Source organism: Brevundimonas sp. GW456-12-10-14-LB3 (genome assembly GCF_059424365.1).
In genome coordinates this window covers 19,609-43,712 of sequence record NZ_JBWKZJ010000025.1, presented here as the reverse complement: position 1 = coordinate 43,712, position 24,104 = coordinate 19,609, and the positions used below count along the sequence as shown (strand labels likewise).

General features: G+C 68.7%; 30 protein-coding genes. 17 read left to right on the top strand and 13 right to left on the bottom strand.

Annotation, left to right across the window (positions count from 1 at the left end; translation table 11 throughout):
- Nucleotides 1-635 (top strand): retropepsin-like aspartic protease (locus AC07XS_RS11075; protein WP_182714432.1); only part of this gene is annotated, 635 nt, incomplete at its 5' end.
- Nucleotides 636-641: 6 nt separating this feature from the next.
- Here the strand turns inward: AC07XS_RS11075 and pgm are convergent.
- From pgm to AC07XS_RS11060, 3 genes are all read right to left on the bottom strand, one after another.
- Nucleotides 642-2,276, bottom strand: coding sequence for a phosphoglucomutase (alpha-D-glucose-1,6-bisphosphate-dependent) (pgm, locus tag AC07XS_RS11070; RefSeq protein ID WP_182714431.1), 1,635 nt, complete (start codon nt 2,274-2,276; stop codon nt 642-644).
- A gap of 35 nt (nt 2,277-2,311) precedes the next feature.
- Nucleotides 2,312-3,163, bottom strand: a complete 852-nt coding sequence (ypfJ, locus tag AC07XS_RS11065; RefSeq protein ID WP_182714430.1) for a KPN_02809 family neutral zinc metallopeptidase — start codon at nt 3,161-3,163, stop codon at nt 2,312-2,314.
- A 63-nt stretch (nt 3,164-3,226) separates the two neighbouring features.
- Nucleotides 3,227-3,628 carry a hypothetical protein gene (locus AC07XS_RS11060; protein WP_182714429.1) on the bottom strand — a complete coding sequence of 134 codons (402 nt, stop codon included), beginning with the start codon at nt 3,626-3,628 and terminating at the stop codon, nt 3,227-3,229.
- A gap of 104 nt (nt 3,629-3,732) precedes the next feature.
- On the opposite strand from AC07XS_RS11060, the gene AC07XS_RS11055 reads away from it, so the two are divergent.
- Nucleotides 3,733-4,326 carry a type 1 glutamine amidotransferase domain-containing protein gene (locus AC07XS_RS11055; RefSeq protein ID WP_182714428.1) on the top strand — a complete coding sequence of 198 codons (594 nt, stop codon included), beginning with the start codon at nt 3,733-3,735 and terminating at the stop codon, nt 4,324-4,326.
- 37 nt (nt 4,327-4,363) lie between these two features.
- On the opposite strand, the gene AC07XS_RS11050 is transcribed toward AC07XS_RS11055, so the two are convergent.
- Nucleotides 4,364-5,017, bottom strand: coding sequence for a 50S ribosomal protein L11 methyltransferase (locus AC07XS_RS11050; protein WP_182714427.1), 654 nt, complete (start codon nt 5,015-5,017; stop codon nt 4,364-4,366).
- The gene (locus AC07XS_RS11045; RefSeq protein WP_182714426.1) at nt 5,014-5,973 is read right to left on the bottom strand and encodes a fatty acid desaturase family protein; all 960 of its coding nucleotides are present in this window, start codon (nt 5,971-5,973) and stop codon (nt 5,014-5,016) included. The genes AC07XS_RS11050 and AC07XS_RS11045 overlap by 4 nt, the downstream gene beginning before the upstream one ends.
- 128 nt (nt 5,974-6,101) lie before the next feature.
- Between AC07XS_RS11045 and AC07XS_RS11040 the strand changes: the two genes are divergently transcribed.
- From AC07XS_RS11040 to AC07XS_RS11030, 3 genes are read left to right on the top strand one after another with little or no spacing between them, the layout of a single operon-like run.
- Complete coding sequence (locus AC07XS_RS11040; protein ID WP_054766609.1) at nt 6,102-6,509, top strand: hypothetical protein; 408 nt, start codon at nt 6,102-6,104, stop codon at nt 6,507-6,509.
- Nucleotides 6,506-6,703 (top strand): helix-turn-helix transcriptional regulator, encoded by a 198-nt coding sequence (locus AC07XS_RS11035; protein ID WP_054766608.1) that lies wholly within the window; start codon nt 6,506-6,508, stop codon nt 6,701-6,703. Before AC07XS_RS11040 ends, AC07XS_RS11035 begins: the two co-directional genes overlap by 4 nt.
- Before the next feature lie 44 nt (nt 6,704-6,747).
- Nucleotides 6,748-7,683, top strand: a complete 936-nt coding sequence (locus AC07XS_RS11030) for an alpha/beta fold hydrolase (protein WP_182714425.1) — start codon at nt 6,748-6,750, stop codon at nt 7,681-7,683.
- A gap of 18 nt (nt 7,684-7,701) precedes the next feature.
- Here the strand turns inward: AC07XS_RS11030 and AC07XS_RS11025 are convergent, their stop codons facing one another.
- The 5 genes from AC07XS_RS11025 to AC07XS_RS11005 all read right to left on the bottom strand — a co-directional run bounded on the left by AC07XS_RS11025 (nt 7,702) and on the right by AC07XS_RS11005 (nt 11,560).
- On the bottom strand, nt 7,702-8,535 hold the full coding sequence (locus tag AC07XS_RS11025) for a DUF3298 and DUF4163 domain-containing protein (RefSeq protein WP_182714424.1): 834 nt from the start codon (nt 8,533-8,535) through the stop codon (nt 7,702-7,704).
- Between the two features lie 11 nt (nt 8,536-8,546).
- The gene (locus tag AC07XS_RS11020; RefSeq protein ID WP_182714423.1) at nt 8,547-9,593 is read right to left on the bottom strand and encodes a UbiA family prenyltransferase; all 1,047 of its coding nucleotides are present in this window, start codon (nt 9,591-9,593) and stop codon (nt 8,547-8,549) included.
- A gap of 226 nt (nt 9,594-9,819) precedes the next feature.
- Complete coding sequence (locus AC07XS_RS11015; protein WP_182714422.1) at nt 9,820-10,602, bottom strand: head GIN domain-containing protein; 783 nt, start codon at nt 10,600-10,602, stop codon at nt 9,820-9,822.
- Nucleotides 10,599-11,192 (bottom strand): DUF1700 domain-containing protein, encoded by a 594-nt coding sequence (locus tag AC07XS_RS11010; protein ID WP_054766603.1) that lies wholly within the window; start codon nt 11,190-11,192, stop codon nt 10,599-10,601. The genes AC07XS_RS11015 and AC07XS_RS11010 overlap by 4 nt, the downstream gene beginning before the upstream one ends.
- Nucleotides 11,189-11,560, bottom strand: coding sequence for a PadR family transcriptional regulator (locus AC07XS_RS11005; RefSeq protein ID WP_054766602.1), 372 nt, complete (start codon nt 11,558-11,560; stop codon nt 11,189-11,191). Before AC07XS_RS11005 ends, AC07XS_RS11010 begins: the two co-directional genes overlap by 4 nt.
- A gap of 270 nt (nt 11,561-11,830) precedes the next feature.
- On the opposite strand from AC07XS_RS11005, the gene coxB reads away from it, so the two are divergent.
- The 11 genes from coxB to AC07XS_RS10950 all read left to right on the top strand — a co-directional run bounded on the left by coxB (nt 11,831) and on the right by AC07XS_RS10950 (nt 20,773).
- The gene (coxB, locus tag AC07XS_RS11000) at nt 11,831-12,862 is read left to right on the top strand and encodes a cytochrome c oxidase subunit II (protein ID WP_152950930.1); all 1,032 of its coding nucleotides are present in this window, start codon (nt 11,831-11,833) and stop codon (nt 12,860-12,862) included.
- Nucleotides 12,863-12,889: 27 nt separating this feature from the next.
- Nucleotides 12,890-14,557: a cytochrome c oxidase subunit I gene (gene ctaD, locus AC07XS_RS10995; protein ID WP_182714433.1), complete on the top strand. Its 1,668-nt coding sequence runs from the start codon at nt 12,890-12,892 to the stop codon at nt 14,555-14,557.
- Between the two features lie 86 nt (nt 14,558-14,643).
- Nucleotides 14,644-15,627 (top strand): heme o synthase, encoded by a 984-nt coding sequence (gene cyoE, locus AC07XS_RS10990; protein ID WP_182714421.1) that lies wholly within the window; start codon nt 14,644-14,646, stop codon nt 15,625-15,627.
- 3 nt (nt 15,628-15,630) lie between these two features.
- A complete protein-coding gene (locus tag AC07XS_RS10985; protein WP_182714420.1) occupies nt 15,631-15,804 on the top strand; it encodes a cytochrome c oxidase system small membrane protein in 174 nt (57 codons plus the stop codon).
- On the top strand, nt 15,801-16,352 hold the full coding sequence (locus tag AC07XS_RS10980) for a cytochrome c oxidase assembly protein (protein WP_182714419.1): 552 nt from the start codon (nt 15,801-15,803) through the stop codon (nt 16,350-16,352). Before AC07XS_RS10985 ends, AC07XS_RS10980 begins: the two co-directional genes overlap by 4 nt.
- Nucleotides 16,352-16,771: an NUDIX domain-containing protein gene (locus tag AC07XS_RS10975; RefSeq protein ID WP_182714418.1), complete on the top strand. Its 420-nt coding sequence runs from the start codon at nt 16,352-16,354 to the stop codon at nt 16,769-16,771. The genes AC07XS_RS10980 and AC07XS_RS10975 overlap by 1 nt, the downstream gene beginning before the upstream one ends.
- A gap of 119 nt (nt 16,772-16,890) precedes the next feature.
- On the top strand, nt 16,891-17,799 hold the full coding sequence (locus tag AC07XS_RS10970) for a cytochrome c oxidase subunit 3 (RefSeq protein WP_182714417.1): 909 nt from the start codon (nt 16,891-16,893) through the stop codon (nt 17,797-17,799).
- Complete coding sequence (locus AC07XS_RS10965; RefSeq protein ID WP_182714416.1) at nt 17,796-18,191, top strand: DUF983 domain-containing protein; 396 nt, start codon at nt 17,796-17,798, stop codon at nt 18,189-18,191. Before AC07XS_RS10970 ends, AC07XS_RS10965 begins: the two co-directional genes overlap by 4 nt.
- Nucleotides 18,188-18,889, top strand: coding sequence for an SURF1 family protein (locus tag AC07XS_RS10960; protein ID WP_182714415.1), 702 nt, complete (start codon nt 18,188-18,190; stop codon nt 18,887-18,889). The genes AC07XS_RS10965 and AC07XS_RS10960 overlap by 4 nt, the downstream gene beginning before the upstream one ends.
- A gap of 50 nt (nt 18,890-18,939) precedes the next feature.
- Entirely contained in the window at nt 18,940-20,154 is a 1,215-nt protein-coding gene (locus tag AC07XS_RS10955; RefSeq protein ID WP_182714414.1) for a M16 family metallopeptidase, read from the top strand.
- 64 nt (nt 20,155-20,218) lie between these two features.
- A complete protein-coding gene (locus AC07XS_RS10950) occupies nt 20,219-20,773 on the top strand; it encodes an NADPH-dependent FMN reductase (protein ID WP_182714413.1) in 555 nt (184 codons plus the stop codon).
- Between the two features lie 95 nt (nt 20,774-20,868).
- Here the strand turns inward: AC07XS_RS10950 and AC07XS_RS10945 are convergent, their stop codons facing one another.
- Nucleotides 20,869-21,081 carry a cold-shock protein gene (locus AC07XS_RS10945; RefSeq protein ID WP_008260410.1) on the bottom strand — a complete coding sequence of 71 codons (213 nt, stop codon included), beginning with the start codon at nt 21,079-21,081 and terminating at the stop codon, nt 20,869-20,871.
- A 236-nt stretch (nt 21,082-21,317) separates the two neighbouring features.
- Between AC07XS_RS10945 and AC07XS_RS10940 the strand changes: the two genes are divergently transcribed.
- Nucleotides 21,318-21,509, top strand: coding sequence for a hypothetical protein (locus AC07XS_RS10940; protein ID WP_007443424.1), 192 nt, complete (start codon nt 21,318-21,320; stop codon nt 21,507-21,509).
- A gap of 16 nt (nt 21,510-21,525) precedes the next feature.
- On the opposite strand, the gene AC07XS_RS10935 is transcribed toward AC07XS_RS10940, so the two are convergent.
- The gene (locus tag AC07XS_RS10935) at nt 21,526-22,707 is read right to left on the bottom strand and encodes a DUF1501 domain-containing protein (protein WP_182714412.1); all 1,182 of its coding nucleotides are present in this window, start codon (nt 22,705-22,707) and stop codon (nt 21,526-21,528) included.
- Nucleotides 22,704-24,101: a DUF1800 domain-containing protein gene (locus AC07XS_RS10930; protein WP_494732670.1), complete on the bottom strand. Its 1,398-nt coding sequence runs from the start codon at nt 24,099-24,101 to the stop codon at nt 22,704-22,706. Before AC07XS_RS10930 ends, AC07XS_RS10935 begins: the two co-directional genes overlap by 4 nt.
- Between the last annotated feature and the right edge of the window lie 3 nt (nt 24,102-24,104).

Genomic DNA, 24,104 nt, shown 5'->3' with positions numbered 1-24,104 from the left:
GGGCCCAGATGGGGCGGGCCGCGACCCTGGACGTCCGGATCGGCGGCCTCAGGCTGGACGGGCTGAGAACCGCCATACTGAACCTGGGGCCGCTGGCCGGCGAACAGGGTCTGGGCGCGCCCCTGATCATCGGCCAGGACGTGCTGAGCCAGGTGGTGCTGGAGCTGGACACGGGCGAGCGGCGGATGCGGTTCCTGGCCAGAGACGGCTGGACGCCGGGCCGGGATCTGGCGCCGATCACGGTGCGGCGCGCCGGACGGGCGCTGGAGACGACCATCACGGTCGAGGGGGCGACGGTCGGGGCGGTGGTGGACACCGGCGCCTCGGCCGTGCTGGCGGTGACGCGCGAAACGGCCCAGGCGGCGGGCCTTCTGGACGGGCGCCCCCGCACGGCCGGCCAGAGCATCGTCCTGGGCGGGGTGGTGGGGGCCGAGACGGTGGTCGTGCGCACCCTGACCATCGGCGACGCCCTGTATCGCCGGGCCGAGGTGGCGGTTTACGACAATGTGGCCGTGCCGGGCTTCCCCGACGCCCTGGTCGGCATGGCGGCCTTTGAGGATCGCCGGCTGGTGCTGGACCTGGGCGGACCGGGCCTGTTCGTCTCGCGACCGATGGAGATCACCGTCGGGCGGTGACGCCGATCAGGAGAGCGCCGCCGCCACCACCGCCTTGGCCTCGGTCTGGACCTGGGCCAGATGGTCGGGGCCGAGGAAGGATTCGGCGTAGATCTTATAGACGTCCTCGGTGCCCGACGGACGGGCGGCGAACCAGGCGTCGGCGGTCACGACCTTCAGACCCCCGATCGCTTCGCCGTTGCCGGGGGCCTGGGTCAGGATGTCGGCGATGGGCTGACCGGCCAGGGTGGTGGCGGTCACGTCCGAGGGGCTGAGGGCCGCCAGCCGCGCCTTTTGCGCCCTGTCGGCGGGGGCGTCGATCCGGGCGTAGGCGGGGGCGCCGTAGCGGTCGGTCAGATCGGCGTAGAGGCGGTCGGCGCCGGCGCCGGTGCGGGCCTGAATCTCGGCCGCCAGGAGGCAGAGAATCAGGCCGTCCTTGTCGGTGGACCAGACCGTTCCGTCGCGGCGCAGGAAGGAGGCGCCGGCCGATTCCTCTCCGCCGAAGCCGACGGTCCCGTCCAGCAGGCCGGGCACGAAATGTTTGAAGCCGACGGGCGTTTCCAGCAGGCGGCGCCCCAGGCCCGCGACGACGCGGTCGATCATGGAGGAGGAGACCAGGGTCTTGCCCACCGCCACCTGCGGACCCCAGCCGGGCCGATGGGCGAACAGATAGGCGATGGCGGCGGCCAGGAAGTGGTTGGGGTTCATCAGGCCGCCGCCCGAGGTGACGATCCCGTGCCGGTCGGCGTCGGCGTCATTGCCGAAGGCGACGTCATAGGCCGAGCCGCCCTGCATCATGCCGATCAGACCCGCCATGGCCGAGGGGGAGGAGCAGTCCATGCGGATCTTGCCGTCGGCGTCCAGGGGCATGAAGGCCCAGCGCGGATCGACGGCCGCATTGACCACGGTCAGGTCCAGGTCCCAGCGTTCGGCGATCCGGCCCCAATAGGCGACCGCCGCCCCGCCCAGGGGATCGGCACCGATCCGGACCCCCGCATCGCGGATCGCGTCCAGATCCAGGACACTGTCGAGGTCGTCGACATAGGCGGTCATGAAGTCGAACCGGCCGGCCGCCGCCTGGGCCTGGTCGAAGGGCAGGCGTTTGACCCCGGACAGGCCGCCTTCGATCAGCTGATTGGCGCGGGCGGCGATGGCGGCGGTCGCCTCGCTTCCGGCCGGGCCGCCCGAGGGGGGATTGTACTTCAGACCGCCGTCGCGCGGCGGATTGTGCGACGGGGTGATCAGGACGCCGTCAGCCTGACGCCGCCCGGCCCGATTATGGGTCAGTATGGCGTGGGACACGGCCGGGGTCGGGGTGAAGCCGTCGCCGGAATCGATCAGCACCTCCACCCCGTTGGCGACCAGAACCTGGATCGTGGTGCGGAAGGCGGGCTCGGACAGGGCGTGGGTGTCGCGGCCGACGAACAGGGGGCCGTCGATCCCCTGGGCGGCGCGATAGTCGGCGATCGACTGCGCGATGGCCAGGATGTGGGTCTGGTTGAAGGCGCCGTCCAGGCTGGAGCCGCGATGGCCCGAGGTGCCGAAGACCACCCTCTGGCCGGGATCGCCCATGTCGGGAACGACGCTCTCATAGGCGCCCAGCAGGGCGTCCAGGTCGATCAGGTCTTCGGCGAGAGCGGTCTGGCCGGCGCGAGGATGCATGGGAGGTCCGTACTGAAGTCTGAAGGCTGGGCGGCTCAGGCGCCGCTGAAGGTGTCGCAGGCGGCGGGGTCGCCGGACTGATAGCCGCGCTGGAGCCATTCGACCCGCTGGGCCGAGGAGCCGTGGGTGAAGCTTTCGGGCGAGACGCGCCCGCCCGCCCGGCGTTGCAGCGTATCGTCGCCGATGGCCTGGGCCGTCTTCATCCCCTCTTCGATGTCGCCGGGCTCCAGCGCCACCTGGTTGTTCGACACGGCGGCGGCGTTTCGGGCCCAGACCCCGGCGTAGCAGTCGGCCTGAAGCTCCAGCGCGACCGAATAGCGGTTGGCCTCGGCCTCGCCCCTAGCGCGCTGCTGGGCCTGACGCACCTGGTCGGAGGTTCCGGTCAGGGTCTGGACGTGGTGGCCGAACTCATGGGCGATGACATAGGCGCGGGCGAAGTCGGCGCCCGAGGCGCCCAGCTGGGTCTCCATCTCCTGCCAGAAGCCCAGGTCCAGATAGACGGTGCGGTCGGTCGGACAATAGAAGGGGCCCATGGCCGACTGGCCGTAGCCGCAGCCGGTCGAAGTGCCCTGTTCGTAGATGACGACGCGCGGGCGTTCATACCCGTTCAGCTTCTGCGCCCAGACGTCGTTGATATTGCCTCCGACCACATCGACGAAGCGTCCGGCCTGATCTTCAGGCGTGCCGGCCTGCCCCTGTTGTTCCGCGCCGACCCCGCCGAACCGGCTGGCCAGCTGGGTCGTGGTCGAAGGATCTATGCCGAAGACCAGATAGCCGATGACGGCGAGCACGCCGACGCCGAGACCGCCCCCGGCGAGCGCGCCGCCTCCGAGGCCCCGACGGTCCTCGATCCCGCCGCCGCCCGTCCTGCCGCCCTGCCACCGCATGAGTTCCCTCCGCCCGTTCCGCCTGAAGCTAGGCCAGAACGCGAACGGAAGGGAAGGGATGCGTCAGCGCGGGCGGTCCAGCCAGGCGTCGATTTCGCTGAGGCTGCGTCGGGGTTCCGAAGCCGTGGGCGGCGGAGACGTCGACGGGGGGAGCGGCGGGGCGACCGGGCGGAGATCGTGGACGGAGGGGGCCGGCGCCGCCGTCGCTTGGCGCGCCGCTTCCAGCGTCAGGCGTCGCTGGGCCGCCTCGGCGTCGAGACGGCGGGCCAGGGCGGCGTTGGCCTGGGCCTGAAGACGGATCCGCTCGTTCTCGTAGCGGTGCTGATCGGCGATCGCGGCAGGGGCGCCGCCCGGATAGGGGAAGCCGGGCTGAGGATAGGAATAGGGATAGGGCGCGACCTGGGCCTGGACCGCGCTGGGGCCGAGGACGGCGGCGAGGAGAAGGAGGGGCTGGGCGCGTCTCATCGGGGACAGATGGGGTGTGATCGCGTCTCGCCAAGCGCGGCCGCAACCCCTGTCGACCCACGGGGTTGAACAGGGCGAACCCACCTCAAATCAGGAGTTATCCCATGGCCCAGACTCTCTCTGGCAAGACCGTCGCCATTCTGGCGACCGACGGCGTCGAACTGGTCGAACTGACCGAGCCGATGAAGGCGCTGAAAGAGGCCGGGGCGGCGGTCGAGATCGTGTCGCTGAAGGCCGGCGACTTCCAGGGCTTCAACCATCTGACGCCGGGCGACAAGGTGACGGCGGACAAGGCGGTGGCGGGGGTGGACGCCTCGGCCTATTCGGCCCTGATGCTGCCGGGCGGCGTGGCGAATCCCGACCAGCTGCGGGCGAATGAGGATGCGGTCAAGTTCGTCCGGGCCTTCTTCGACGCCGGAAAGCCGGTGGCGGCCATCTGCCATGCGCCCTGGCTGCTGATCGAGGCGGGGGTGGTCGAGGGCCGGACGATGACGGCCTTCAACAGCATTCGCACCGATCTGAGAAACGCCGGCGCCGATGTGGTGGACGAGCCGGTGGTGGTGGATCAGGGTCTGGTGACCAGCCGCAATCCCGACGACATCCCCGCCTTCAACGCCAAGATGATCGAGGAATTCGCCGAGGGCCGGCATCGCGAACAGGCCGAGAAGATCCAAGGGGTTCAGCCGGTCGCCCACTGACCGGATCGGCGGGAGCGGCGATCGCTCCCGCCGCCCTTCAGGGCAGGGCCCAGACCGCGGCGCGCTTGATCTCCTGATCCTCCAGCTCGCGGGTCGTGGGCACGCGGTATTCGGCCAGGAAGTCCAGGCCCGAACGCGGAAAATAGGTCCGGCCCGGATCGCCGATCAGAACCCGCGTCCCCGCCGCCCGCGCCTGACCCAGCCAGGCCAGGACGGCCTCGGTCATCGGCTTTTCATAGCAGATGTCGCCCGCGCAGATGACGTCGACGGGCGGCGGCGGCGCGTTCAGCAGGTCGTGGCCCACGAAGTCCAGGGCCACGCCGTTCGCCTGGGCGTTGGCGGCGACCGCGGCTTCACAGAAGGGGTCGATATCGGCGCAGAGGGCGCAGGCGGCGCCTGCCCGCATGGCGGCAACACCGACCAGACCCGAACCGGCGGCGAAGTCCAGCACCTGCTTGCCGGCCACCTCCTGCGGATGGTCCAGAAGGTAGCGGGCCAGCGCCTGACCGCCCGCCCAGGCGAAGGCCCAGAAGGGCGGGGGCAGGGCTAGTTCGCCCAGCTCTTCCTCCGTCAGCCTCCAGATGGGGGTGACTTCGTCCGCCAGCCACAGGGTGATCTCGGGCGCATGGGGGACGGGCTGCAGCCGGGTGTTGGTCCGGATGAAGGCGGCGGGATCGGCGATGACGGTCACGGGCGGCGGGTCGCCGTCTTCAGAACCTCGACATAGCCCGGCGCCACCTCCATGCCCGCCGCCTGGGGCCGGGCGCGAACGGCCCGGTGAAGCGCCGGCAGCTTCCAGCAGGGGACGTGCATGAACAGATGATGCTCCGCATGGAAGTTGACCCAATAGGGGGCGATGAAGGCGCGCTCCCACCAGGCGGCGCGAGTGGTGCGGGCCGCGCGGAAGGGGTCGGCGTCGGATCCTTCGACGCAGGCGTGTTCGGCGATGTTCCGGAGCCGCGTCACCAGCGGAAACCAGGTCGCCATCGGCAGCAGCCACAGGGCGAAGAAGGCCCACCATATGCCTGCGGCGATGAAGCCGGCCAGCAGGATCGTATTGAAGACCAGGAAGGGCAGGACCGAACGGCCGGTCACCACCGCGTCATACTCATGCGCGGGATCGGCGGCCGCTTCGCCCTTTGCGCTCTTTGACCGGGCCGCCAGGGCGAGGGGCAGGACGATCCTCTGTTTGAAGAAGGTCTGGCCGGTCAGATCGCGGATCATCTTGCGGCGGAGCGAGGCGGGGGAGACGGGAAAGGGCGCCGACAGCATCAGGTCGGGGTCTTCCGGCTGCTGGGCGAAGCGGTGGTGGTTCAGATGATAGGGGCGATAGGCGCCAAGGTCCGCCCCGATCGGCACGGCGCACAGCCATTGGCCCAGAAGGTCGTTCAGACGCAGATCCTTGGACAGGCCGCCGTGGGCCGCCTCATGCATCAATATGGCCAGGCCCAGCTGGCGCGTGCCGATGATCATGACGCAGATCGGGATCAGCCAGGGGATCAGGACCCCCGCCCCGACCGCCAGGGCGATGACCCCCCAGCAATGGGCGACCAGCAGCGGCCCGACCCAGGCCGACCGGGTCTGGAACGGCCGCCAGTCGTCAGGGGCGAACAGGGCCGAGGGGGCGATGCGCGGGGCGGCGGGCATGGGCCGATCCTAGCGCAAATGCGGGGCTTTCGAAACCGGACGGGGCATGTAAGGCGATAATGACAAAAAGTCAGGTTGACATTACATAAAGTCGATGTCAGGTTCGCCTTACAAGAGGAGAGCGGGATATGATGAGTTTCGGAAAATCCACCACACCGGCGCATAGGCGATACGTCATTCGCATCATGGCCTTCACCATCCCCTATGTGGCGATCTGCGTATCCATGATGACGACCGACGCCTTTGACGAGGTGATGGGCAAGCCGGCGGCCTGGGCCTTGGCGGCGGTCGTGTCGGCGCCGGTGATCGGCCAGATCTGGGCCGTCCTGTCCCTGATGCGCGAAAGCGACGAGTTCGTGCGGGGGGTTACGGCCAAACAGTTCATCGTCGCCTCGGGGCTGGCCATGGCGGTCGCCACCTTCTGGGGCTTCGGCGAGAGCTTCGCCGGGGCGCCCCATATGCAGACCTGGCTGATCGTGCCGCTGTTCTGGGGCATGTACGGCCTGACCGCCCCCTTCATCCGGACCAGCCGATGAAGAACCGGCTGAAACTGCTGCGCGTCGAGCGCGGCTGGACCCAGGAACAGTTGGGCCAGGCCCTGGGCGTATCGCGACAGGCGGTGATCGCGCTGGAGACCGAACGGCACGATCCATCGCTGGACCTGGCCTATCGCATCGCCGCCACCTTCGGCCGTCCGGTCGAAGACATCTTTGAGAACCCGCACGCCTGACGGCGGCGGACCCGACTTCAAAACCTCAAGACAGGAGACATCCGATGTACAACGCCTTCTTCAAGGCGCGCCCGCGCCTGCGCGCCGCCCTGTTCGGACTGGCCGTCTGCACGCCCTCGCTGATGATCGGCGTGACCGCCGCCTTGGCCGAGACGCCGGGGGCCGTCGCTCCCGCCTTCGCTTCGGACCGGCTGTCGGTCGAGGTGGTCGGACGCGGACCCGACGTGATCCTGATCCCCGGCTATGGTTGTTCGCGAGAGGTGTGGCGGGCCACGGCCGATCGGCTGAAGGCGACCCACCGGGTCCATCTGGTCCAGCTGGCGGGCTTCGCCGGTCAGCCCTGGACCCACGGCGACGGGCCGCTGCTGGAGCCGGCGGTCGAGGCCCTGGCGGCCTATGTCCAGACCGCCGGTCTGCAAAAGCCGGCGGTCATCGGCCATTCGATGGGCGGACTGTCGGCCCTGATGCTGGCTCAGCGTCATCCCGAGGCCGTGGGGCGGGTGATGGCGGTGGACAATCTGCCCTTCTTTGCGGCCCTGTTCGGCCCGCAGGTGACGCCCGAGACGGCCCGGCCCTTCGCCGACCAGGCGGCCCAGGCCATGCTGAGCCAGGACGAGGCGGCGATGCGGGCGGCCCAAGAACAGGGGGCGATCGGCCTGGCGCGCGATCCGGCGACGCGGACGGCCATGGTCGACTGGACCCTGGCCTCGGACCGCCGCGCCCTGGCCACGGCCATTCATGAGGTGATGACGACCGACGTCCGCCCCGGACTGGCGGCCATGACGACGCCGGTCACGGTGCTCTACGCCGCCGACGCGAACGGCGGGGCGCCTGCGGCCATGGCCGACGCCCTGTGGGGCCGGGAATATGCGACCCTGCCCGGCGTCAAACTGATCCGGGTGGACGACAGCCGCCACTTCATCATGGCCGATCAGCCGCAGAGGTTCGCCCAACGGGTCGATCAGTTCCTGGCGGACTGATCCCGCCGAGCGAGGGGATCAGCCCGCCTTGGGCGTGACGTCCCCGGCCTTGACCGGCGCGCCGGCGAATTCGTCGGCATAGGCCGGGTTGAGCAGGGACCGGAAGACCGACTGGGGCACGGCGATCCGATAGGGACCGTCCGAATAGGGGCCGATCTGATAGGCGCCGATCAGGAAGACGACGCCGCCCGCCTTGCCCGGAGTGGTGCTGGGCGCCAGGACGAAGGGGGTGGAGACGGCCTTGGGGCAGGTCCACATCTTACCGTCCGGGGTGGCGGTCTCCGATCCCGGCGAACGAGCCTGTTTGGCGGCGTTGGCGGCGTCGCACAGGGCCTTGTTCAGGCCCGACAGGTCAGCGCCGGGTCGGAACAGGTCTGCGAAGCCCAGCCGCTTCTTCATCGCCTTGTCCCACAGGACGGCCGAGAAGCTGGTGTTGGGATGGGCGCCGCCGGTGTATTCGAAATCGGTGCGGACCAGGCTGAACAGCTTGCCGGTCTCGGCGCCGGGGTCGAAGGCGATGGTCTTTTCATAGGGGTTCGGTCCGCCGCCCGCCTCGGACAGGTCGGCCTGGGCGCCTTCGGAGAACTGGCGCAGGTCCCGCACCGCGGCGGCGTAGAGGGGGGCGTGCAGGTCGGGCTTGGACTTGAGCGCGTCCGGCAGAGTCAGTTTGACCGTGGCGTACTGGGTCTTGGAGTCGAAGCTCATCGGCGCCCCGGCGGCGGCCGGATCGACCGGGGCGGCGGCGATCGGGGCGGGCGGGGCCGTCTCGGCCTTGTCTTCGCGCCTCTGGCAGGCGGCGACGGTTGCGGCGACGGCGGCGGACAGCAGCAGCAGACGAACGGTGGAGGTCATGGGGGGCTCCTTCACAGGCCGATCAGGTTTTGGCCGAGAGATCCGAGGGCGAGGGCGGCCAGCAGGATGAAGCCCGCCTCGCGGTTGGACTTGAACAGTGTCAGCGCCAGGGCGCCGTCGGTGCGGTCCAGCCGGACCACTTGGCGGGCCAGATGGGCGGCGTAGAGGGCCAGGCCCAGCCAGAACAGCGGGCCGAGACCGGCGGAAAGACCGGCCAGGGCGGCCAGAACCAGGCTGATCCCGTAGAAGACGGCGACGCCGGGGCGCACCGCCGAGGCCAGCCGGCGGGCCGAGGATTTGACCCCGACCATGGCGTCGTCCTCGATGTCCTGAAGGGCGTAGACGGTGTCGTAGCCCAGGGTCCAGAAGACGCCGCCGAGGTAGAGGAGGACGGCGGGGACATAGGCCTGCCAGACCAGGGCGACGGCGTGGCCGCTGTCGCTGGGCGGCGACCAGAGGAAGGGGCGGAACTCGCCGGCGATGTCGGCCGGCAGCAGAAGGGCGGCCGCCGCCAGGGGCAGGGCGGAGGCGAACCCCATCAAGGCGCCCCAGTTGAAGGTCAGGCCCAGCCAGGCCTGGGGCCACCAGGTGATCCGCTTCATGAAGGGATAGGCGGCGACCAGGGCGCAGGAGCCGACGCCCAGCAGGATGGCGACCTTGGGCAGGGTCAGCAGGATCATGAGGCTGATCAGGCTGCAGCCGATCACGAAGGCCCAGGCCTGTTTGACACTGATCAGGCCGGCGGGGATGGGGCGAAGGGCGGTGCGGGCGACCCGGGCGTCGAAGTCGCGATCGACGATGTCGTTGAAGGCGCAGCCGGCGGCGCGCATCAAGCAGGCGCCGATCCCGAAGCCGACGAACAGCCACAGGTCATAGAGGCCGGGCGCCTGGCGATACTGGGCCAGGGCCAGGGCGATCCCCTGCCAGCCGGGCAGGAGCAGCAGCCATATGCCGATGGGCCGGTCGAACCGGCCCAGCTTCAGCCAGGGCTTCAGCCGCTCCGGCGCATGGCGATCCACCCAGTTGGCGCCGGCGTCGGGAAGAGGGGCGGAGGTCATGACCGAGGCTTAACCGGAATGAAGGGCAGGGTGAAGGCGGAATGGCCCCTGATGCCGGCCTGTCGGCGACAAGACCTTCCCCCGCTTGCGGGGGAAGCAGCAGCGCGTCGAGCGAAGCGAGACGGCTGACGATGGGGGAAGTCTTCTTCCTGAGCGACACTTCCCCCTCCGAGCCTGGTCCGCTGCGCGGACGCCGGCCCACCTCCCCCGCAAGCGGGGGAGGGTCTCAATCCTGATAGACGTCGCCGGAGCCCGAGAGTTCAGTCGTCAGCTTGGCCGGGCGGGCCGCCAGGGTGACGTCGCCGGAGCCGTCGATCCGCACCTGGACGTCGCCGGTCGGGGCGACATTGGCGTCGCCGGAGCCGGAGATGTCCACCGTGGCGTCGCGCGCCGCCAAGGCCCTGAGATCCGCGTCGCCGGACCCGTCGATCTCCAGCCGGAGGGCGTCGGTGCGGCCTTCGGCGGTCACATCGGCGGAGCCGGAGACGTCCAGGGCCAGGGTGGGCTGGTCATAGGCCTTGATGTCCAGATCGCCGGACGCATTGGAGACGAAGCGGACGACGTTGGGCGCGGTCACGACGACCCGCAGTTCGTCACGCTCCGACCGGGCCGAGAAGTTTCCGCTGCTCCAGCCGAAGACGATCCGCTCGTCGCCGTCGCCCAGGGACAGCCGACCGCCGTCCAGCCGGACCCGCTCCGCCAGGGCCTTGGGTCCGGTGACGACCACGGTGTTTTCAGGACCCTGGCGGTATTCGACGTCGATGCTGGAATCGACGGTCAGGGTGTCGCCGCCGGTCCAGGCCAGGGTGCGGGTGGTGAAGGGGCCGAGGCCTTCGACCTCTCCGCTTTTGACCCGTTCGAAACGGATGGTTTCTCCGTCGCGGTCCTTGATCGTCCAGGCCCAACCGTGGCGTTGCAGATCATGGCCGCCCAGGGCGATGGCGCCCCCCACGGTGACGATGCACAGCACCAGGGCGGCGCCGGCGATGATGAACAGGGTGCGGATCATTGCGCGGCTCCTGCGTTGGCGGTTTCGGACTGGGGTTCAAGCGCCGGCTTCAGCAGCCGGTAGTGGAGGCGGGCGAACCAGACGAGGCCGTTGACCAGCCAGACGGTGACGATGGTCAGAAGGGCGCCGATGAAGACGGCCCCGGCCATCAGGCCCAGACCCATCAGGATCGCGGCGAAGGGGCCGCCGGGGAAGCCGGCGAAGGGTCCGGCCACCATGATCGCGCCGCCGGAGAAGAACAGGGCGATGGCGGCGATGAAGAAGCCGAAGATGGTCCCGACCACCCCCATCAGAATGGGCAGCAGGATCAGGATGTCGACGGCGCCCAGGCCCAGGACCGCGAAGACGGCGGCGGCGGCGGCCGAGGGGTTCTTCTCCTGGCGCCAGCGCTGGATCCCGGCCTCTGCCTTAAGTTCGCGGGCCAGACGGCCCGGATCGCCCAGGGCGGCGGCCACCTCGGCCTCGGTGCGGCCGGCGGCCAGGCCGTCGGCGAAATGAGTCTCATAGTCGGCGACGATGTCGTTCGCCGTGGCGGTCGGCAGGCCGACCAGGCCGTTTCTGAGACGGACGATGAATTCCGATCTCGTCATTGTTCCGTTCCCTCCGGTTGAGCCGTCGGCTCTTGAATATGGGGCGCGTCGCTGGCCAGGACGGCTTCGACGGCCGTGGTGAAGGCCGACCATTCGGCGGTCTGGGCGGCGAGGGCCGCGCGACCGGCCTCGGTCAAACGATAGTATTTGCGCGACGGGCCGGACGAGGATTCGACCAGATAGGTCTCGACCTGGCCGTCCGACTGCATTCGCCGCATCAGGGGGTAGATGGTGCCTTCCCCCATGCCGATCGCGTCGGAAAGGCGGCTGGCGATCTCATAGGCGTAGCTGTCCGCCCGGTTCAGAAGCGCCAGGACGCAAAGCCCCAGAACCCCCTTCTTCAGCTGTATCTCGATGGTTTCTGTCACCTCGACGTCTCCTTTGATGGAGATTGATTACGACAAGGTACCTTGTGACGCAAGGTACCTGTTTAAACATGACGAAGGTTTAATCCGCAGCCCGCCGCCGCCAATCGCGGCGGGTTTGCGGCGAAGGCGCGCGCGGATCGCTTGGCAAGCGAGGGGCGATCCGATAGGGACTCAACCAAGTGTCGGGCGGACCAACATGCCCGCGCGAAGATTTGCGAGCCATTCGCAAGTCTCTGCTGCGAAACGATATTATGGGGACTTCGTATGGGAATGGGGACGCGAGCCCTGAGATGGACCAGAGCGGCGGCCGCCTCTGCAACGGCGGCTGTCGGACTGGCGCTGGTCTCTGCGGCGCCGGTGTGGGCGCAGGACCTGATGGGTCAGCCGACGCCGGGCGGGATCGACCTTCAGCCGGCCGCCGCGCCGCTGAAGCACGACGCCATCTGGTTCCACAACATCGTGCTGATGCCCGTGATCACCGGCATCACCCTGTTGGTTCTGGCTCTGCTGGCCTGGATCGTCTTCCGCTACAATAAGCGCGCCAACGCCACGCCCGCGCGCTGGAGCCACAACACCACGGTCGAGATCATCTGGACGGTGCTGCCGGTGGTGATCCTGGTCTTCATCTCCCTGTTCTCGTTCAGGCTGCTGTTCGCCTATCACGACATGCCCGAGCCCGATCTGACGGTGAAGGTGACGGGCAACCAGTGGAACTGGGCCTATGAATATCCCGACCAGGGCGTTTCCGAATATATCTCCAACATGGTGCCCGAGGGCGAGCTGGCCGAGCGCGGCCTGTCGCACAGCGTCTATCGCCTGGCGGCGGACGAGCCGATGGTGGTGCCGGTCGGCAAGACGGTGCGTCTGCTGATCACCGCCTCGGACGTGATCCATTCCGTGGCCCTGCCGGCCTTCGGCCTCAAGACCGACGCCGTGCCGGGCCGGGTCAATGAGACCTGGTTCAAGGCCGAGCGCACCGGCGTCTTCTACGGTCAGTGTTCGGAACTGTGCGGCGTCGATCACGCCTTCATGCCGATTCAGATCAATGTCGTGACCCAGGCCGAGTTCGCGCGCTGGGTCGCCTCCAAGGGCGGGTCGATGACGCCGAAGACGCCTGAGGCCGCCCCCGGCGGCACGGCGGCCCAGGCCGAGGCGGGAACCACGGGCGCGCCCGTGGTCGGCACGGCGACCACCGGTCCCCAGGCCGGCGCCCAGACCGACATCCCCACCGCCCAGACGGCGACGACGCCGACCGCTCAATCCGCTCCCGCCGCGGCTCCCGCCGCGCCGGCCGCCCAGTAAGAGGCGAGCAGTTTCATGGCTGACGCAATCATCTCGACCCGCGACACCCTTCACGCGCACGACGCCCATCCGCACGACGACCACAAGATGGGCTTCTTCACCCGCTGGTTCCTGTCCACCAACCACAAGGACATCGGCACCCTGTACCTGCTGTTCGCCATCATGGCGGGCGTGGTCGGGGGCGCCCTGTCGGGCCTGATCCGCTGGGAACTGGCCGAGCCGGGCATCCAGATCTTCAAGGAAGGCTCGTCGATCCAGCTGCTGGGCCTCGTGGAGCAGTCCAAGCACGGCTACAACGTCACCGTCACGGCCCACGCCCTGATCATGATCTTCTTCATGGTCATGCCCGCCATGATCGGCGGCTTCGGCAACTGGTTCGTGCCCATCATGATCGGGGCGCCGGACATGGCCTTCCCGCGCATGAACAACATCTCCTTCTGGCTGCTGGTTGCGGCCTGGTGCCTGCTGGTCCTGTCGATGTTCACCGACGGCGGGCCGGGCAAGGGCTTCGGCGGGGGCTGGACGGCCTATCCGCCCCTGTCGACCACGGGCCACGTCGGCCCGGCGTTTGATCTGGCCATCTTCGCCCTGCACGTGGCGGGCGCCAGCTCCATCCTGGGGGCGATCAACTTCATCACGACGATCCTGAACATGCGGGCGCCGGGCATGACGCTGCACCGGATGCCGCTGTTCGCCTGGTCGGTGCTGATCACCGCCTTCCTGCTGCTGCTGTCGCTGCCGGTGCTGGCCGGCGCCATCACCATGCTGCTGACCGACCGCAACTTCGGCACCCACTTCTTCGACCCGGCCGGCGGCGGCGACCCGATCATGTACCAGCACCTGTTCTGGTTCTTCGGCCACCCGGAAGTGTACATCCTGATCCTGCCGGGCTTCGGCATCATCAGCCACATCGTCTCGACCTTCAGCCGCAAGCCGGTGTTCGGATACCTGGCCATGGCCTACGCCATGGTGGCCATCGGCTTCATCGGCTTCATCGTCTGGGCCCACCACATGTACACGGTGGGGATGAGCATCAATCTGCGCGCCTATTTCGTGGCCGCGACCATGATCATCGCCGTGCCGACGGGGGTGAAGATCTTCAGCTGGATCGCCACCATGTGGGGCGGCTCCATCAGCTTCAAGACGCCCATGCTGTGGGCCATCGGCTTCATCTTCCTGTTCACCGTGGGCGGGGTGACGGGCGTGGTCCTGTCGAACGCCGGCATCGATTACAGCCTGCACGACACCTATTACGTCGTGGCCCACTTCCACTATGTGCTGTCGCTGGGCGCCGTCTTCGCTATCTTCGCGGGCTTCTACTACTGGTTCGAGAAGATGTTCGGGGTGAAGTACAACGAGTTCCTCGGCGCGACCCATTTCTGGATCATGTTCGTCGGCGTGAACCTGATCTTCTTCCCGCAGCACTTCCTGGGCCTGCAGGCCATGCCGCGTCGCTATATCGACTATCCGGACGCCTACACCCTGTGGAACCAGGTCTCGTCCATCGGCTATGCGATCACCATCGTCGGCGTGCTGGTCTTCCTGATCATGCTGCTGGAAGCCGCGATCCGTCGCCGGCCCGGCGTCGCCAATCCCTGGGGGGAAGGCGCCACGACCCTGGAGTGGACCCTGTCCTCGCCGCCGCCGCAGCACCAGTTCAACGAACTGCCGGTGGTCAAGGGCGACGAGCACTGATCCCGGGCTGAGATCCCGAACGGAGGGCCGCTCTTTCCACGGAAGGGGCGGCCTTCTGCTTTGGGGTGTGTTATTCGGTCCCATCCATGACCCCCGCACCCATGACCCAAGACGTTCACGACCGTCCCGCGATTTCGACCGCCCAGCCGGAAGACTTCTTCCAGCTGCTGAAGCCGCGCGTCATGTCGGTGGTGGTCTTCACCGCCGCGACCGGACTGGTCATGGCGCCGGGGTCGATGAACCCTCTGGTCGCCGCCATCGCCATACTGTGCATCGCCGTGGGCGCCGGCGCGGCCGGCTCGCTGAACATGGCGCTGGAGGGCGAGACCGACGCCCTGATGCGCCGCACGCGCGGCCGCCCGGTGGCGGCGGGGCGCGTTCGGAAAAATGATGCGATGGCCTATGGCGTCATCCTGAGCCTGTTTTCGGTCATGCTGCTGGGGATGAACGCCAACTGGTTCGCGGCGGGGTTGCTGGCCCTGACCATCGTCTATTACGCCGGCTTCTACACCCTGCTGCTGAAGCGGCGGACGCCTCAGAACATCGTCATCGGCGGGGCGGCGGGCGCCTTTCCGCCGGTGATCGGCTGGGCGGCGGCGACGGGCGAGGCGCCGTGGCAGGCCTGGCTGCTGTTCCTGATCATCTTCCTGTGGACCCCGCCGCACTCCTGGGCCCTGGCCCTCTATTCGGCCGGAGACTACGCCAAGGCGGGCATACCGATGATGCCGGTGGCGCGGGGGGCCAAGTCCACGCGGCTGCAGATCCTGATCTATTCGCTGATCTTCGTCGCCTCGGCCGTGGCGCCGGCCCTGGTGGGCATGGGCGGGCTGATCTACGCCGTGGTGTCGGTCGGCGGCGGCCTGGCCTTTCTGGGGCTGGCCTGGCGGCTTTACCGGTCGCGCGCCGGCGACGAGTCCGACAAGGCCGACACGGTGGGACGCGAGGCCGCATTGTATGAGGTCAAGGTCCAGGCCAAACCGGCGCGGGATCTGTTCGCCTTTTCGATCCTGTATCTGGTCGCCCTGTTCTCGGCCTTCCTGGTCGAGGCCATAGCCGGCCTGGGAGTCTGAGCCATGCGTCTGACGCCTGAAGAATTGCGCGCCCGCAAACGGCGCAACGTCTGGATCGCGGCGGCCCTGGTGGCCTTCATCGTCCTGGTCTTCGCCACCACCGTCCTGCGTCTGCAGCAGAATCAGGCGGCCGAACGCGCCCTCTTGGAGGCGGCGACGACGGCGGGGCCGCAATGAGGAAGCCGGGCCGTCAGAATCTGATCGCCATCCTGTGCGTCCTGGGCGTCATGGGGATGACGGGCGCGGCCTTCGCCGCCGTGCCGCTTTATCGGATGTTCTGTCAGGTCACGGGCTTCGACGGCACGGTGCGGCGGGCGGACAAGGCGCCGGACACGGTTCTGGACCAGACGGTGCTGGTGCGGTTCGACACCAATGTGCGCGGCGGCCTGCCGATGACCTTCCGCGCCGAACAGACGACCCAGAGGGTGCGGATCGGGGCCACGGGCCTGGCCTATTTCGACGTCACCAACACCTCGGATCGGCCGATTCAGGTGCGGGCCGGATACAATGTCGTGCCGGAATACACCGGCCCCTATTTCCAGAAGCTGCAATGTTTCTGCTTCCAGGATCAGACCCTGGCGGCGGGCGAGACGCGCCAGTTCCCGGTCCAGTATTTCATCGCGCCCGAACTGGCCACCGACCGCGAGGCCAAGGGCGCGCGCGAAATCACCCTGAGCTACACCTTCTATCCGTCGGTCGATGCGCCGACGGGGCCGAACGCCTGATGGCCCGTCCCGGCGTCGACTTTCCCGGCGTCGGCTGCGGTCTGGTGATTCTGCGGGCAGATGGGCGGGCGCTGCTGTGCAAACGGCTGAAGCCGCCCGAGGCGTGGCATTGGAACATCGTGGGCGGCAAGGTCGATCAGGGCGAACGGTCCGCAGACGCCGCTCGGCGTGAGGCGGAGGAGGAGAGCGGCCTGACGATCGGCGCCGTCGACTTCCTGTGCTGGACCGAAGAAATCATCGCGACGGACGGGCAGCACTGGCTGTCGCTGATCTATGTCACGCGCGATTTCGCCGGCGAGCCCCGGCTGACTGAGCCGGACAAGCTGTCGGACATCGGCTGGTTCGCGCTCGACGCCCTGCCGCAGCCGCTGTCGGTGTTCGCGGCCAAGGCGTTCGCCGCCCTGGAGGCGCGGGAGTAGGGCCGTCCGGTGCAGGATCAAGGCGGAAAGGCGCCGATCCACTGGCGTGTTGCAAAAGCGGCGGTTATAGCTGGCCGATAAGGCGAGTTCATCGCCAGCCCAAGATAGAGATGAAACGCATGGCCGACGCGCACGCCGCTCCGCATCACGACTATCACCTCGTACCGCCCAGTCCGTGGCCGCTGGTGTCCTCGATCGCCGCGACGATCATGTTCATCGGCGCCGTCATCTGGATGAAGGGGCTGGCCCCGGCCGAAAACGGTCCGATCGCCGCCAACTTCCTGGCCGAGGGCAAGCCGAGCGTCTTCTTCGCCGGCCTGGCGGGGGTGCTGGTGTCCATGTTCGGCTGGTGGTCGGACGTCATCAAGGAATCCAAGGGCGGGGACCACACGCCGGTCGTTTCGATCGGCCTGCGCTACGGCATGATCCTGTTCATCGCGTCGGAGGTGATGTTCTTCGTCGCCTTCTTCTGGATGTTCTTCGACATGGCGCTTTTCCACGAATCGCGCGCCCTGACGCCGGAAGTCGGCGCCTGGGCCGACACCGCCAAGGCCTGGTCCACCTGGCCGCCCAAGGGGGTCGAGGTTCTGTCGCCGTGGCAGCTGCCGCTGCTGAACACCGTGACCCTGCTGCTGAGCGGCTGCACCGTGACCTGGGCCCACCATGCGATCCAGGTCGGCGACCGCAGCGGCGCCAAGCTGGCCCTGGTGCTGACGGTGATCCTGGGCGTCTTCTTCACCTGCGTTCAGGCCTACGAATACAACCACATCCTGCACGAGCACCTGTTCTTCAACGAGGAAGCGGTCAACTCGGGCCTTTATGGTTCGATCTTCTTCATGGCGACGGGCTTCCACGGATTCCACGTGCTGGTGGGAACCATCTTCCTGACCGTCTGCCTGATCCGTCTGCTGGCCGGCGACTTCACCCCGCAGAAGCATTTCGGCTTCGAGGCGGCGGCCTGGTACTGGCACTTCGTGGACGTGGTCTGGCTGTTCCTGTTCGCCTTCGTCTACGTCGTCTTCGGTTGATCCCGGACACCACGGACAAGATCCCGGCGGCGGGGGGCGAGCCATCGTCTCCCGCCGTCGCCGTTTCCGCCGTGCGGGCGGGGCTGAAGGGGCGCTGCCCGCGCTGTGGTCAGGGGCGGCTGTTTGCGGGCTTTCTGAAGGTGCGGCCGGGATGCGACACCTGCGGCCTGGACTTTTCGACCATCCAGACCGGCGACGGCCCGGCCAGCTTCATCATGCAGATCGCCGGCTTCGTGGTCGGCTTCTCGGCCCTGGTCGTTGAGATCAAATACCATCCGCCGATGTTGCTGCATCTGGTCGTCTGGCTGCCGCTGGTGGTCGTCCTGTCGCTGGCCCTGATGCGGCCGGGCCGGGGGCTGATGATCGGCCTGCAATACAGGAATCAGACGTGAGGCGGTTTCCTTGGATACTGACGCTGGCGACGGCTGCGGCCCTGGTCCTGCTGATCGGTCTGGGTCTGTGGCAGGTCGAGCGGCTGAAGTGGAAGGAGGGGCTGATCGCGGCGGCCGAGGCGGCGGCGGCCAAGCCGCCTGAGCCCCTGGATCAGGTGCTGGCGGACGGCGACCTGGAGTTCAGGAAGGCGCTGATCGTCTGTCCGGGTCTGCCGACCGCCCCCTATGTCGAGCTTCAGTCCATCCATGAGGGCCAGGCGGGGGTGCGGCTGATCTCGGCGTGCAAACCGGCGGGAGCGGATTTCAGCCTGCTGATCGACCGGGGCTTCGTCGCCGACGGGGTGTCGGCCCGTCCGCGCGTGATCGAGACCAGCCTGCCCCTGGTGCTGATCGGCGAGTTCCGCCGCTTCGATCCGCCGGGCGGGCTGACGCCGGCCCCGGCGAACGGGCGCTTCTATGCGCGCGACACCGCCGCCATGGCCCAGGCTCTGAAGGTTCAGGGGTCGGTGCGGCCCGAGGCGGTGTTCGCCGTGACCCAGACCAATCCCGAGTTTGCGGCCCTGACGCCCTCCGCCCCGCCCGCGGCCTTTTCCAACAATCATTTCGGCTACGCCCTGACCTGGTTCGGACTGGCGATCGCGCTCCTTGGCTTCTATGTCGCCTTGCTCCGACGTCGGAATAAGAAGGACATCTCCTGACCGCTTCCCTGCACACCCTGTCCAACGGCGTTCGCGTCATCTGCGATCCCATGGCCGGCCTGAAGACCCTCGCCGTCGTCGTCACCGTCAAGGGCGGGGCGCGGTGGGAGCCCGAGGATCGCTCCGGCTGGTCCCACCTGCTGGAGCATCTGGTGTTCAAGGGCGCCGGCGACATGGCCGCCCGCGAGATCGTCGAACGGATCGAGGCCGAGGGCGGCACGATCAACGCCTCCACCGGCTATGAGCGGACCAGTCTCGAGGTGCGGGGTCTGGACGGGTCGCTGCCGCTGGCCATGCAGGTGCTGTCGGACCTGGTGTTCCGGCCCACGCTGGACCCGGCCGAGATCGAGCGCGAGAAGGACGTGGTGGCCCAGGAGATCGCCGAGGCCTTCGACACGCCCGACGACCATGTGTTCGAGATGGCCCAGACGCGGGCCTTCGCCGGCCAGCCGTTGGGTCGGCCGATCCTGGGCTCGGTCGCCAGTCTGAAGCCGGCGGACAAGGCGAGCGTCGAGATTTGGCGCGCGCGGCTGTATTCGCCCGACCGGATGGTTGTGTCGGTCTCGGGCGCGGTGGAGGAGGGCGAACTGCTGGCCCTGGCCGAGCGCTGGTTCGGGGCGGCCGTGGCGACCCCGGTCGAGGCGCCGGCGCCGGCCTTGTTCGTCGGCGGCCATGCGGCCCTGACGCGCAAGATCGAACAGGCCAATCTGGTGTTCCAGCTGCCGGCCCTGTCGGCGACCGATCCGGCCCTGTCGGCCATGCGGCTGTTCGGCGAAATCCTGGGCGGGGGCATGGCCTCGCGCCTGTTCCAGAGCGCGCGCGAGGAGCGGGGCCTGGCCTACGCCATCGACGCCTATCAGGAGCCCTATGAGGACGCCGGGGTGCTGGGCATCTATGCGGGCGCAGCGGCGGACCGGGCGAAAGAGTTGGCCCAGGTGGCCGCGGCCGAGGTGCGGGCCCTGGCCGAAACCGGGCCGACCGAAAAGGAGCTGTCGCGCGCCAAGGCGGTGATGAAGGCGGGTCTGTGGATGTCGGACGAAAACCCGATGAGCCGGGCCGGCCGCAACGCCGCCCAGACCCTGATTTTCGGCGCGCCCCGCTCCAGCCTGTCCATGACCGAACAGCTGGAGGCCCAGACGGTGGCGGACGTGCGGGCGGCGGGAGCGCGTCTGTTGGAGGCACGTCAGGCGGCCAGCGCCGTCCTGGGACCGAAGTCCGCGGCGCCGGCGGGCGAGGCCTTCGCGGCGGCGCTGTTCAGGGCCTAAGGGGAACATCCTGCGTCGTCATCGGTTATGCTGACGCTTGACCCTCACAATCCGGAGCCGCCCCATGTCCGTCCGCGTCGCCTTGATCGTCGGCAGCCTGCGCAAAGGCTCCTATTCGCGCGCCGTCGGGCTGGAGATGAAGGCCATGGCCGCGCCCGAGCTGGAGGTGGAGCCGGTCGAGATCGGCGATCTGCCGCTCTATAACCCCGATCTGGAGACGGAGACGCCGCCGGCCGCCTGGACCCGGTTCCGGGCGGAAATGGCGGAAGTTCAGGCCGTGCTGTTCGTGACGCCGGAATATAATCGCTCGATCCCGGGGGCGCTGAAGAACGCCCTGGACGTCGGCTCGCGCCCCTATGGCGACAGCATCTGGGCGGGCAAGCCGGCCGCCATCGTCAGCGTCTCGCCCGGCGCCATCGGGGCCTTCGGCGCCAACCACCACCTGCGCCAGCCCCTGGTCTTCCTGAACATGCCGACCATGCAGCAACCCGAAGCCTATGTGGGCAATGTCGCCGGCCTGCTGAACGAGGAGGATAGGAGGCTGAAGAACGAGGGGACGCGGGAGTTCCTGAAGGAGTTCCTCGACGCCTTTGCGGCGTGGATCGAGAAGACCAAATAGTCTCTCCAGGATGACGTCAAAAGAGCGTGGACGCCCCAATTGAAAACGGCGGCTCCTTGCGGAGCCGCCGTCGCCAATCAGCTGTGAAGCTGAAATCAGCCGATGGTTTGCAGCTGGCCAGCGGATTCCTTGCCCGAACGCTTGTCGCGTTCCAGCTCGTAGGAAACCTTCTGGTTTTCATCCAGGCCGCGCAGGCCCGCGCCTTCGACGGCCGAGATGTGGACGAAGACGTCCTTGCCGCCGTCGTCGGGTTGGATGAAGCCGTAACCCTTGGTCGGGTTGAACCATTTGACAGTGCCGGTAGCCATTTTGAGACCTCCGTTAGAAGTTGACCGAGGGAACGTCCCTGCGGCCTGTCGGGTCTGAATGGGATCGGCCTGGACTCATGCGTTCGCAAGGAGAGTGGGCGTTACGCAGAGAGATCGACGAGGCTTATTAGCGCAGGCTTTTCCGACAAAAGCAAGTCGGGGCGAATTATGGCGTCGGAGCGGCGGAACAGCTGCGCTTCCAAGGCGTTGTTACGGCTCACGAAAGGTCTTGTGTCATGAATCGCACCCATGTGGTCGAGCGCGCCTATCAGCTTGCGCGCACCCCCGAATGTCTGAACACCGGCGATGTGGTCAAGGCCCTGTCGGCCGAGGGCTATTCCAGCGCCGACATTTCGCACTTCCAGGGCAGTTCGATCCGGGCGGACCTGAACCGCATCTGCAAACAGACGACGCCCGAAGCGGCCTGACAGAAGCGGCCTGACATCAGGCCAGGCCGTCGACCGCCGGCGCCTCCGCAGCGCTGTCGGGAAAGACGTGCGTGTCCAGCTGGGCGCGGTCCAAGCCCAGGTGATCGCGCAGCACGCCCTTGAACACGGCGCGCACGTCCAGGGTGGGCGCCAGGTCGCGCCCCTCGAACAGACGGTTGTCGGCCAGGCCGGGCCAGTCGCCGATCAGGCCGCCCGGTCGAACGGCGCCGCCCGCCAGGATCAGCGAAGACGCCGTGCCGTGATCGGTGCCCCCCGTGCCGTTGGCGCGGGCGGTGCGGCCGAATTCGGTGGCCACCGCCACGACCGTGCGCCGCCAGTCCTCGCCCAGCCCGTTCTCCAGCCCGGCGATCAGCCGGTCCAAGCCGGTCAGCCGGGTCTGGAGCTGCGCCCTCTGGCCGGCGTGGGTGTCCCATCCGTCCAGCGACAGGGCGACGACGTTCGCCCCCTCGGTTCCGGTCATCAGCCGCGCCACCGCCTGACCCAGGGCCTGGGCGTCATTGCGCCCCACCCGCCCGCCGTCGCCGTCCAGGGCCGCGCGTTCCTCAGTCGCCAGGCCGCGCGCGAGGCTTTGTCCCAACAGCGGATCCTCGACATAGAGGTCTTGCAGCAGACCGGCGATCCGGTCGTCCTCACGCACCCGTCCCCCCGGCGCCCAGCCGGAGACGGGGGCGTCGCCGCGCAGGATCAGGGGCGTCTGGGCGCCGATCGACAGGCCTCTCAGCCTCTGGCCGCCCGCTGCGACGATGGCGCGGTTCAGCCAGCCGTCGTCCTGACGGCGCAGGGCTTCGCCGCCGTTCTCCAGAACGTCCTGGGCGTCGAAATGCGACCGGACCCGCACGGGCAGGGCCACGGCGGGGGCGAACCTCATCTGGCCGCGGCCATGGAGGGCGTGCAGGGTCGAGAGGGCGGGGTGGAGGCCGAAGCCGTCGCTCAGCGCTAAAGCCCCGTCCGCCGATCCCGGCAGGGCCACCGCCAGGCCGCCGCGCAGGGCCGCATAGTTCGGGTCGGCGTAGGGGACGGTGACGGACAGTCCGTCCATGGCGCCCCGGGCGATGATCACGATCAGTTTGTTCTCGGGCGTCCTGGCCTGGGCCGCCGTTCGGCCGGCGAAGGCCAGGCTGAGGCCGGCGGCGGAACCGGCAAGAAAGGCGCGGCGCTGGAGGGGCGAGAGGGTCATCGGCGCTGGAACTCCGGCGACATCAGAAGAAGGGTCAGGGCCTCGGGCCGGCTCTCGGCCCGAGCGACGGCCGAGCAAGTCCGTTCGCCCAGTCGGGCGCCCAGGGCGGAGCGGGCGACGGCGTTCACATCCGTGACGGCGGCGGCGTCGGCGGCGGTTCGCGCCCAGTTCAACCGCTTGACCAGGGCGTCGGGCCCGGCCCAGTCGGCGGCCGTGTCGGGCCAGCCCTCGGGCGACGGCGGCGCGAAGGGCGGCTGGCCCATGTCGACCAGCGCCTGTCGCAGAAGCGCGGGGCGTCGGGGGCCTTCATCCAGAGCCCGTCCGGCCGAGACGACGAACTCATAGGGCGTCTTGATCTTGGCGGCCTGGGGCGTCCAGGTCTCGGGCGCTTCGATCAGGGCGCGGGCGACCTCAGCCAGATCGCCTTGAGATCCGGTCCAGGCGGCCTCGAGCCGAGCGACCAGGGCCGGGGGCGGATCGTCGGCGACGAAATGGGCCGCGATCCGCCGCGACAGCCGCTTGGCCGTGGCCGGATGGCGCGCCAGATCCCGCAATATGGCCTCGCCCTGTCGGCGGCCGGTCTGGGCGTAGGTCCGGCCCATGACCGTTCGGACGCCGGGTTCGTGAATCTCGGGGCGGAAGACGAAGCCGCCGCCGTCCGCCCTTTGCCGATCCTGCTGGCGGGGGATCGACCATCCCGTCAGGGCGCGGGCCAATTCGGTGACGTCGGCCTGATCATAGCCGCCGTCGGCGCCGACCGTGTGCAGCTCCAGCATTTCGCGGGCCAGATTCTCGTTCAGCCCCAGCCTGCGGCGCGCGCCGGCTCGGCTGTCCGGTCCGGCCGATCGGGCCTGATCAAGGTACAGAAGCATGGCCGGATGCTGTTCGGCGGCGAGGACCAGATCCTCGAACCGGCCGAAGACATGGGGGCGAATGGCTTCGCGCTCATAGGTGTCGACGAAGGCGCCGGCGGTGAATTTGGCGGCCGAGACGGTCAGGGCGTTGGCCCAGAACAGGGCCCAGCGCTCGGCGAACCCCTGGTCGGTCTCCAGGCCCAGCCGAACGCGATCCAGAAAGCCGCGGGCCGTGTCCTCGGTTATGGCGCGCCGCGCCGCCTGCCGGGCCTGACTCGCGGCCTGCGCCGTCGGATCGGGCGCGCCGCGGGGCGCCGCCGCCTCGCGCCGGCCGGTCCCGCTGGCCTGATAGGCCAGGAAGGCCTCCATCCGTTCAGCGGTCGAGACGGCGGCGCCGGAGGGTTGGGGCGCGCCTTCGGCCCGGATCTGACCCAGCGCCCAACCTCTGGGATCGGCGGCGACGCGGTCGATCTCGCCGGGACGCGCGCCCAGGCCCAGCCGGGTCACGGCGACGGCGGCCTCGAAGGCGGATGCGGCCATGGG

Coding starts and splice junctions, on each gene's coding strand:
- AC07XS_RS10935 (WP_182714412.1), bottom strand. CDS start 22,707: ATGACCCTCTCGCCCCTCCAGCGCCGCGCCTTTCTTGCCGGTTCCGCC.
- AC07XS_RS11060 (WP_182714429.1), bottom strand. CDS start 3,628: ATGAGACGCGCCCAGCCCCTCCTTCTCCTCGCCGCCGTCCTCGGCCCC.
- AC07XS_RS11010 (WP_054766603.1), bottom strand. CDS start 11,192: ATGACGAGATCGGAATTCATCGTCCGTCTCAGAAACGGCCTGGTCGGC.
- AC07XS_RS10930 (WP_494732670.1), bottom strand. CDS start 24,101: ATGGCCGCATCCGCCTTCGAGGCCGCCGTCGCCGTGACCCGGCTGGGC.
- AC07XS_RS10985 (WP_182714420.1), top strand. CDS start 15,631: ATGCGTCTGACGCCTGAAGAATTGCGCGCCCGCAAACGGCGCAACGTC.
- AC07XS_RS11045 (WP_182714426.1), bottom strand. CDS start 5,973: ATGCCCGCCGCCCCGCGCATCGCCCCCTCGGCCCTGTTCGCCCCTGAC.
- AC07XS_RS10945 (WP_008260410.1), bottom strand. CDS start 21,081: ATGGCTACCGGCACTGTCAAATGGTTCAACCCGACCAAGGGTTACGGC.
- pgm (WP_182714431.1), bottom strand. CDS start 2,276: ATGCATCCTCGCGCCGGCCAGACCGCTCTCGCCGAAGACCTGATCGAC.
- AC07XS_RS11040 (WP_054766609.1), top strand. CDS start 6,102: ATGATGAGTTTCGGAAAATCCACCACACCGGCGCATAGGCGATACGTC.
- AC07XS_RS10940 (WP_007443424.1), top strand. CDS start 21,318: ATGAATCGCACCCATGTGGTCGAGCGCGCCTATCAGCTTGCGCGCACC.
- AC07XS_RS10950 (WP_182714413.1), top strand. CDS start 20,219: ATGTCCGTCCGCGTCGCCTTGATCGTCGGCAGCCTGCGCAAAGGCTCC.
- AC07XS_RS11025 (WP_182714424.1), bottom strand. CDS start 8,535: ATGACCTCCACCGTTCGTCTGCTGCTGCTGTCCGCCGCCGTCGCCGCA.
- AC07XS_RS11020 (WP_182714423.1), bottom strand. CDS start 9,593: ATGACCTCCGCCCCTCTTCCCGACGCCGGCGCCAACTGGGTGGATCGC.
- AC07XS_RS11035 (WP_054766608.1), top strand. CDS start 6,506: ATGAAGAACCGGCTGAAACTGCTGCGCGTCGAGCGCGGCTGGACCCAG.
- ypfJ (WP_182714430.1), bottom strand. CDS start 3,163: ATGCGGTGGCAGGGCGGCAGGACGGGCGGCGGCGGGATCGAGGACCGT.
- AC07XS_RS10970 (WP_182714417.1), top strand. CDS start 16,891: ATGGCCGACGCGCACGCCGCTCCGCATCACGACTATCACCTCGTACCG.
- AC07XS_RS10975 (WP_182714418.1), top strand. CDS start 16,352: ATGGCCCGTCCCGGCGTCGACTTTCCCGGCGTCGGCTGCGGTCTGGTG.
- AC07XS_RS11055 (WP_182714428.1), top strand. CDS start 3,733: ATGGCCCAGACTCTCTCTGGCAAGACCGTCGCCATTCTGGCGACCGAC.
- AC07XS_RS10980 (WP_182714419.1), top strand. CDS start 15,801: ATGAGGAAGCCGGGCCGTCAGAATCTGATCGCCATCCTGTGCGTCCTG.
- coxB (WP_152950930.1), top strand. CDS start 11,831: ATGGGGACGCGAGCCCTGAGATGGACCAGAGCGGCGGCCGCCTCTGCA.
- cyoE (WP_182714421.1), top strand. CDS start 14,644: ATGACCCCCGCACCCATGACCCAAGACGTTCACGACCGTCCCGCGATT.
- AC07XS_RS11030 (WP_182714425.1), top strand. CDS start 6,748: ATGTACAACGCCTTCTTCAAGGCGCGCCCGCGCCTGCGCGCCGCCCTG.
- AC07XS_RS11015 (WP_182714422.1), bottom strand. CDS start 10,602: ATGATCCGCACCCTGTTCATCATCGCCGGCGCCGCCCTGGTGCTGTGC.
- AC07XS_RS10955 (WP_182714414.1), top strand. CDS start 18,940: ATGGCCGGCCTGAAGACCCTCGCCGTCGTCGTCACCGTCAAGGGCGGG.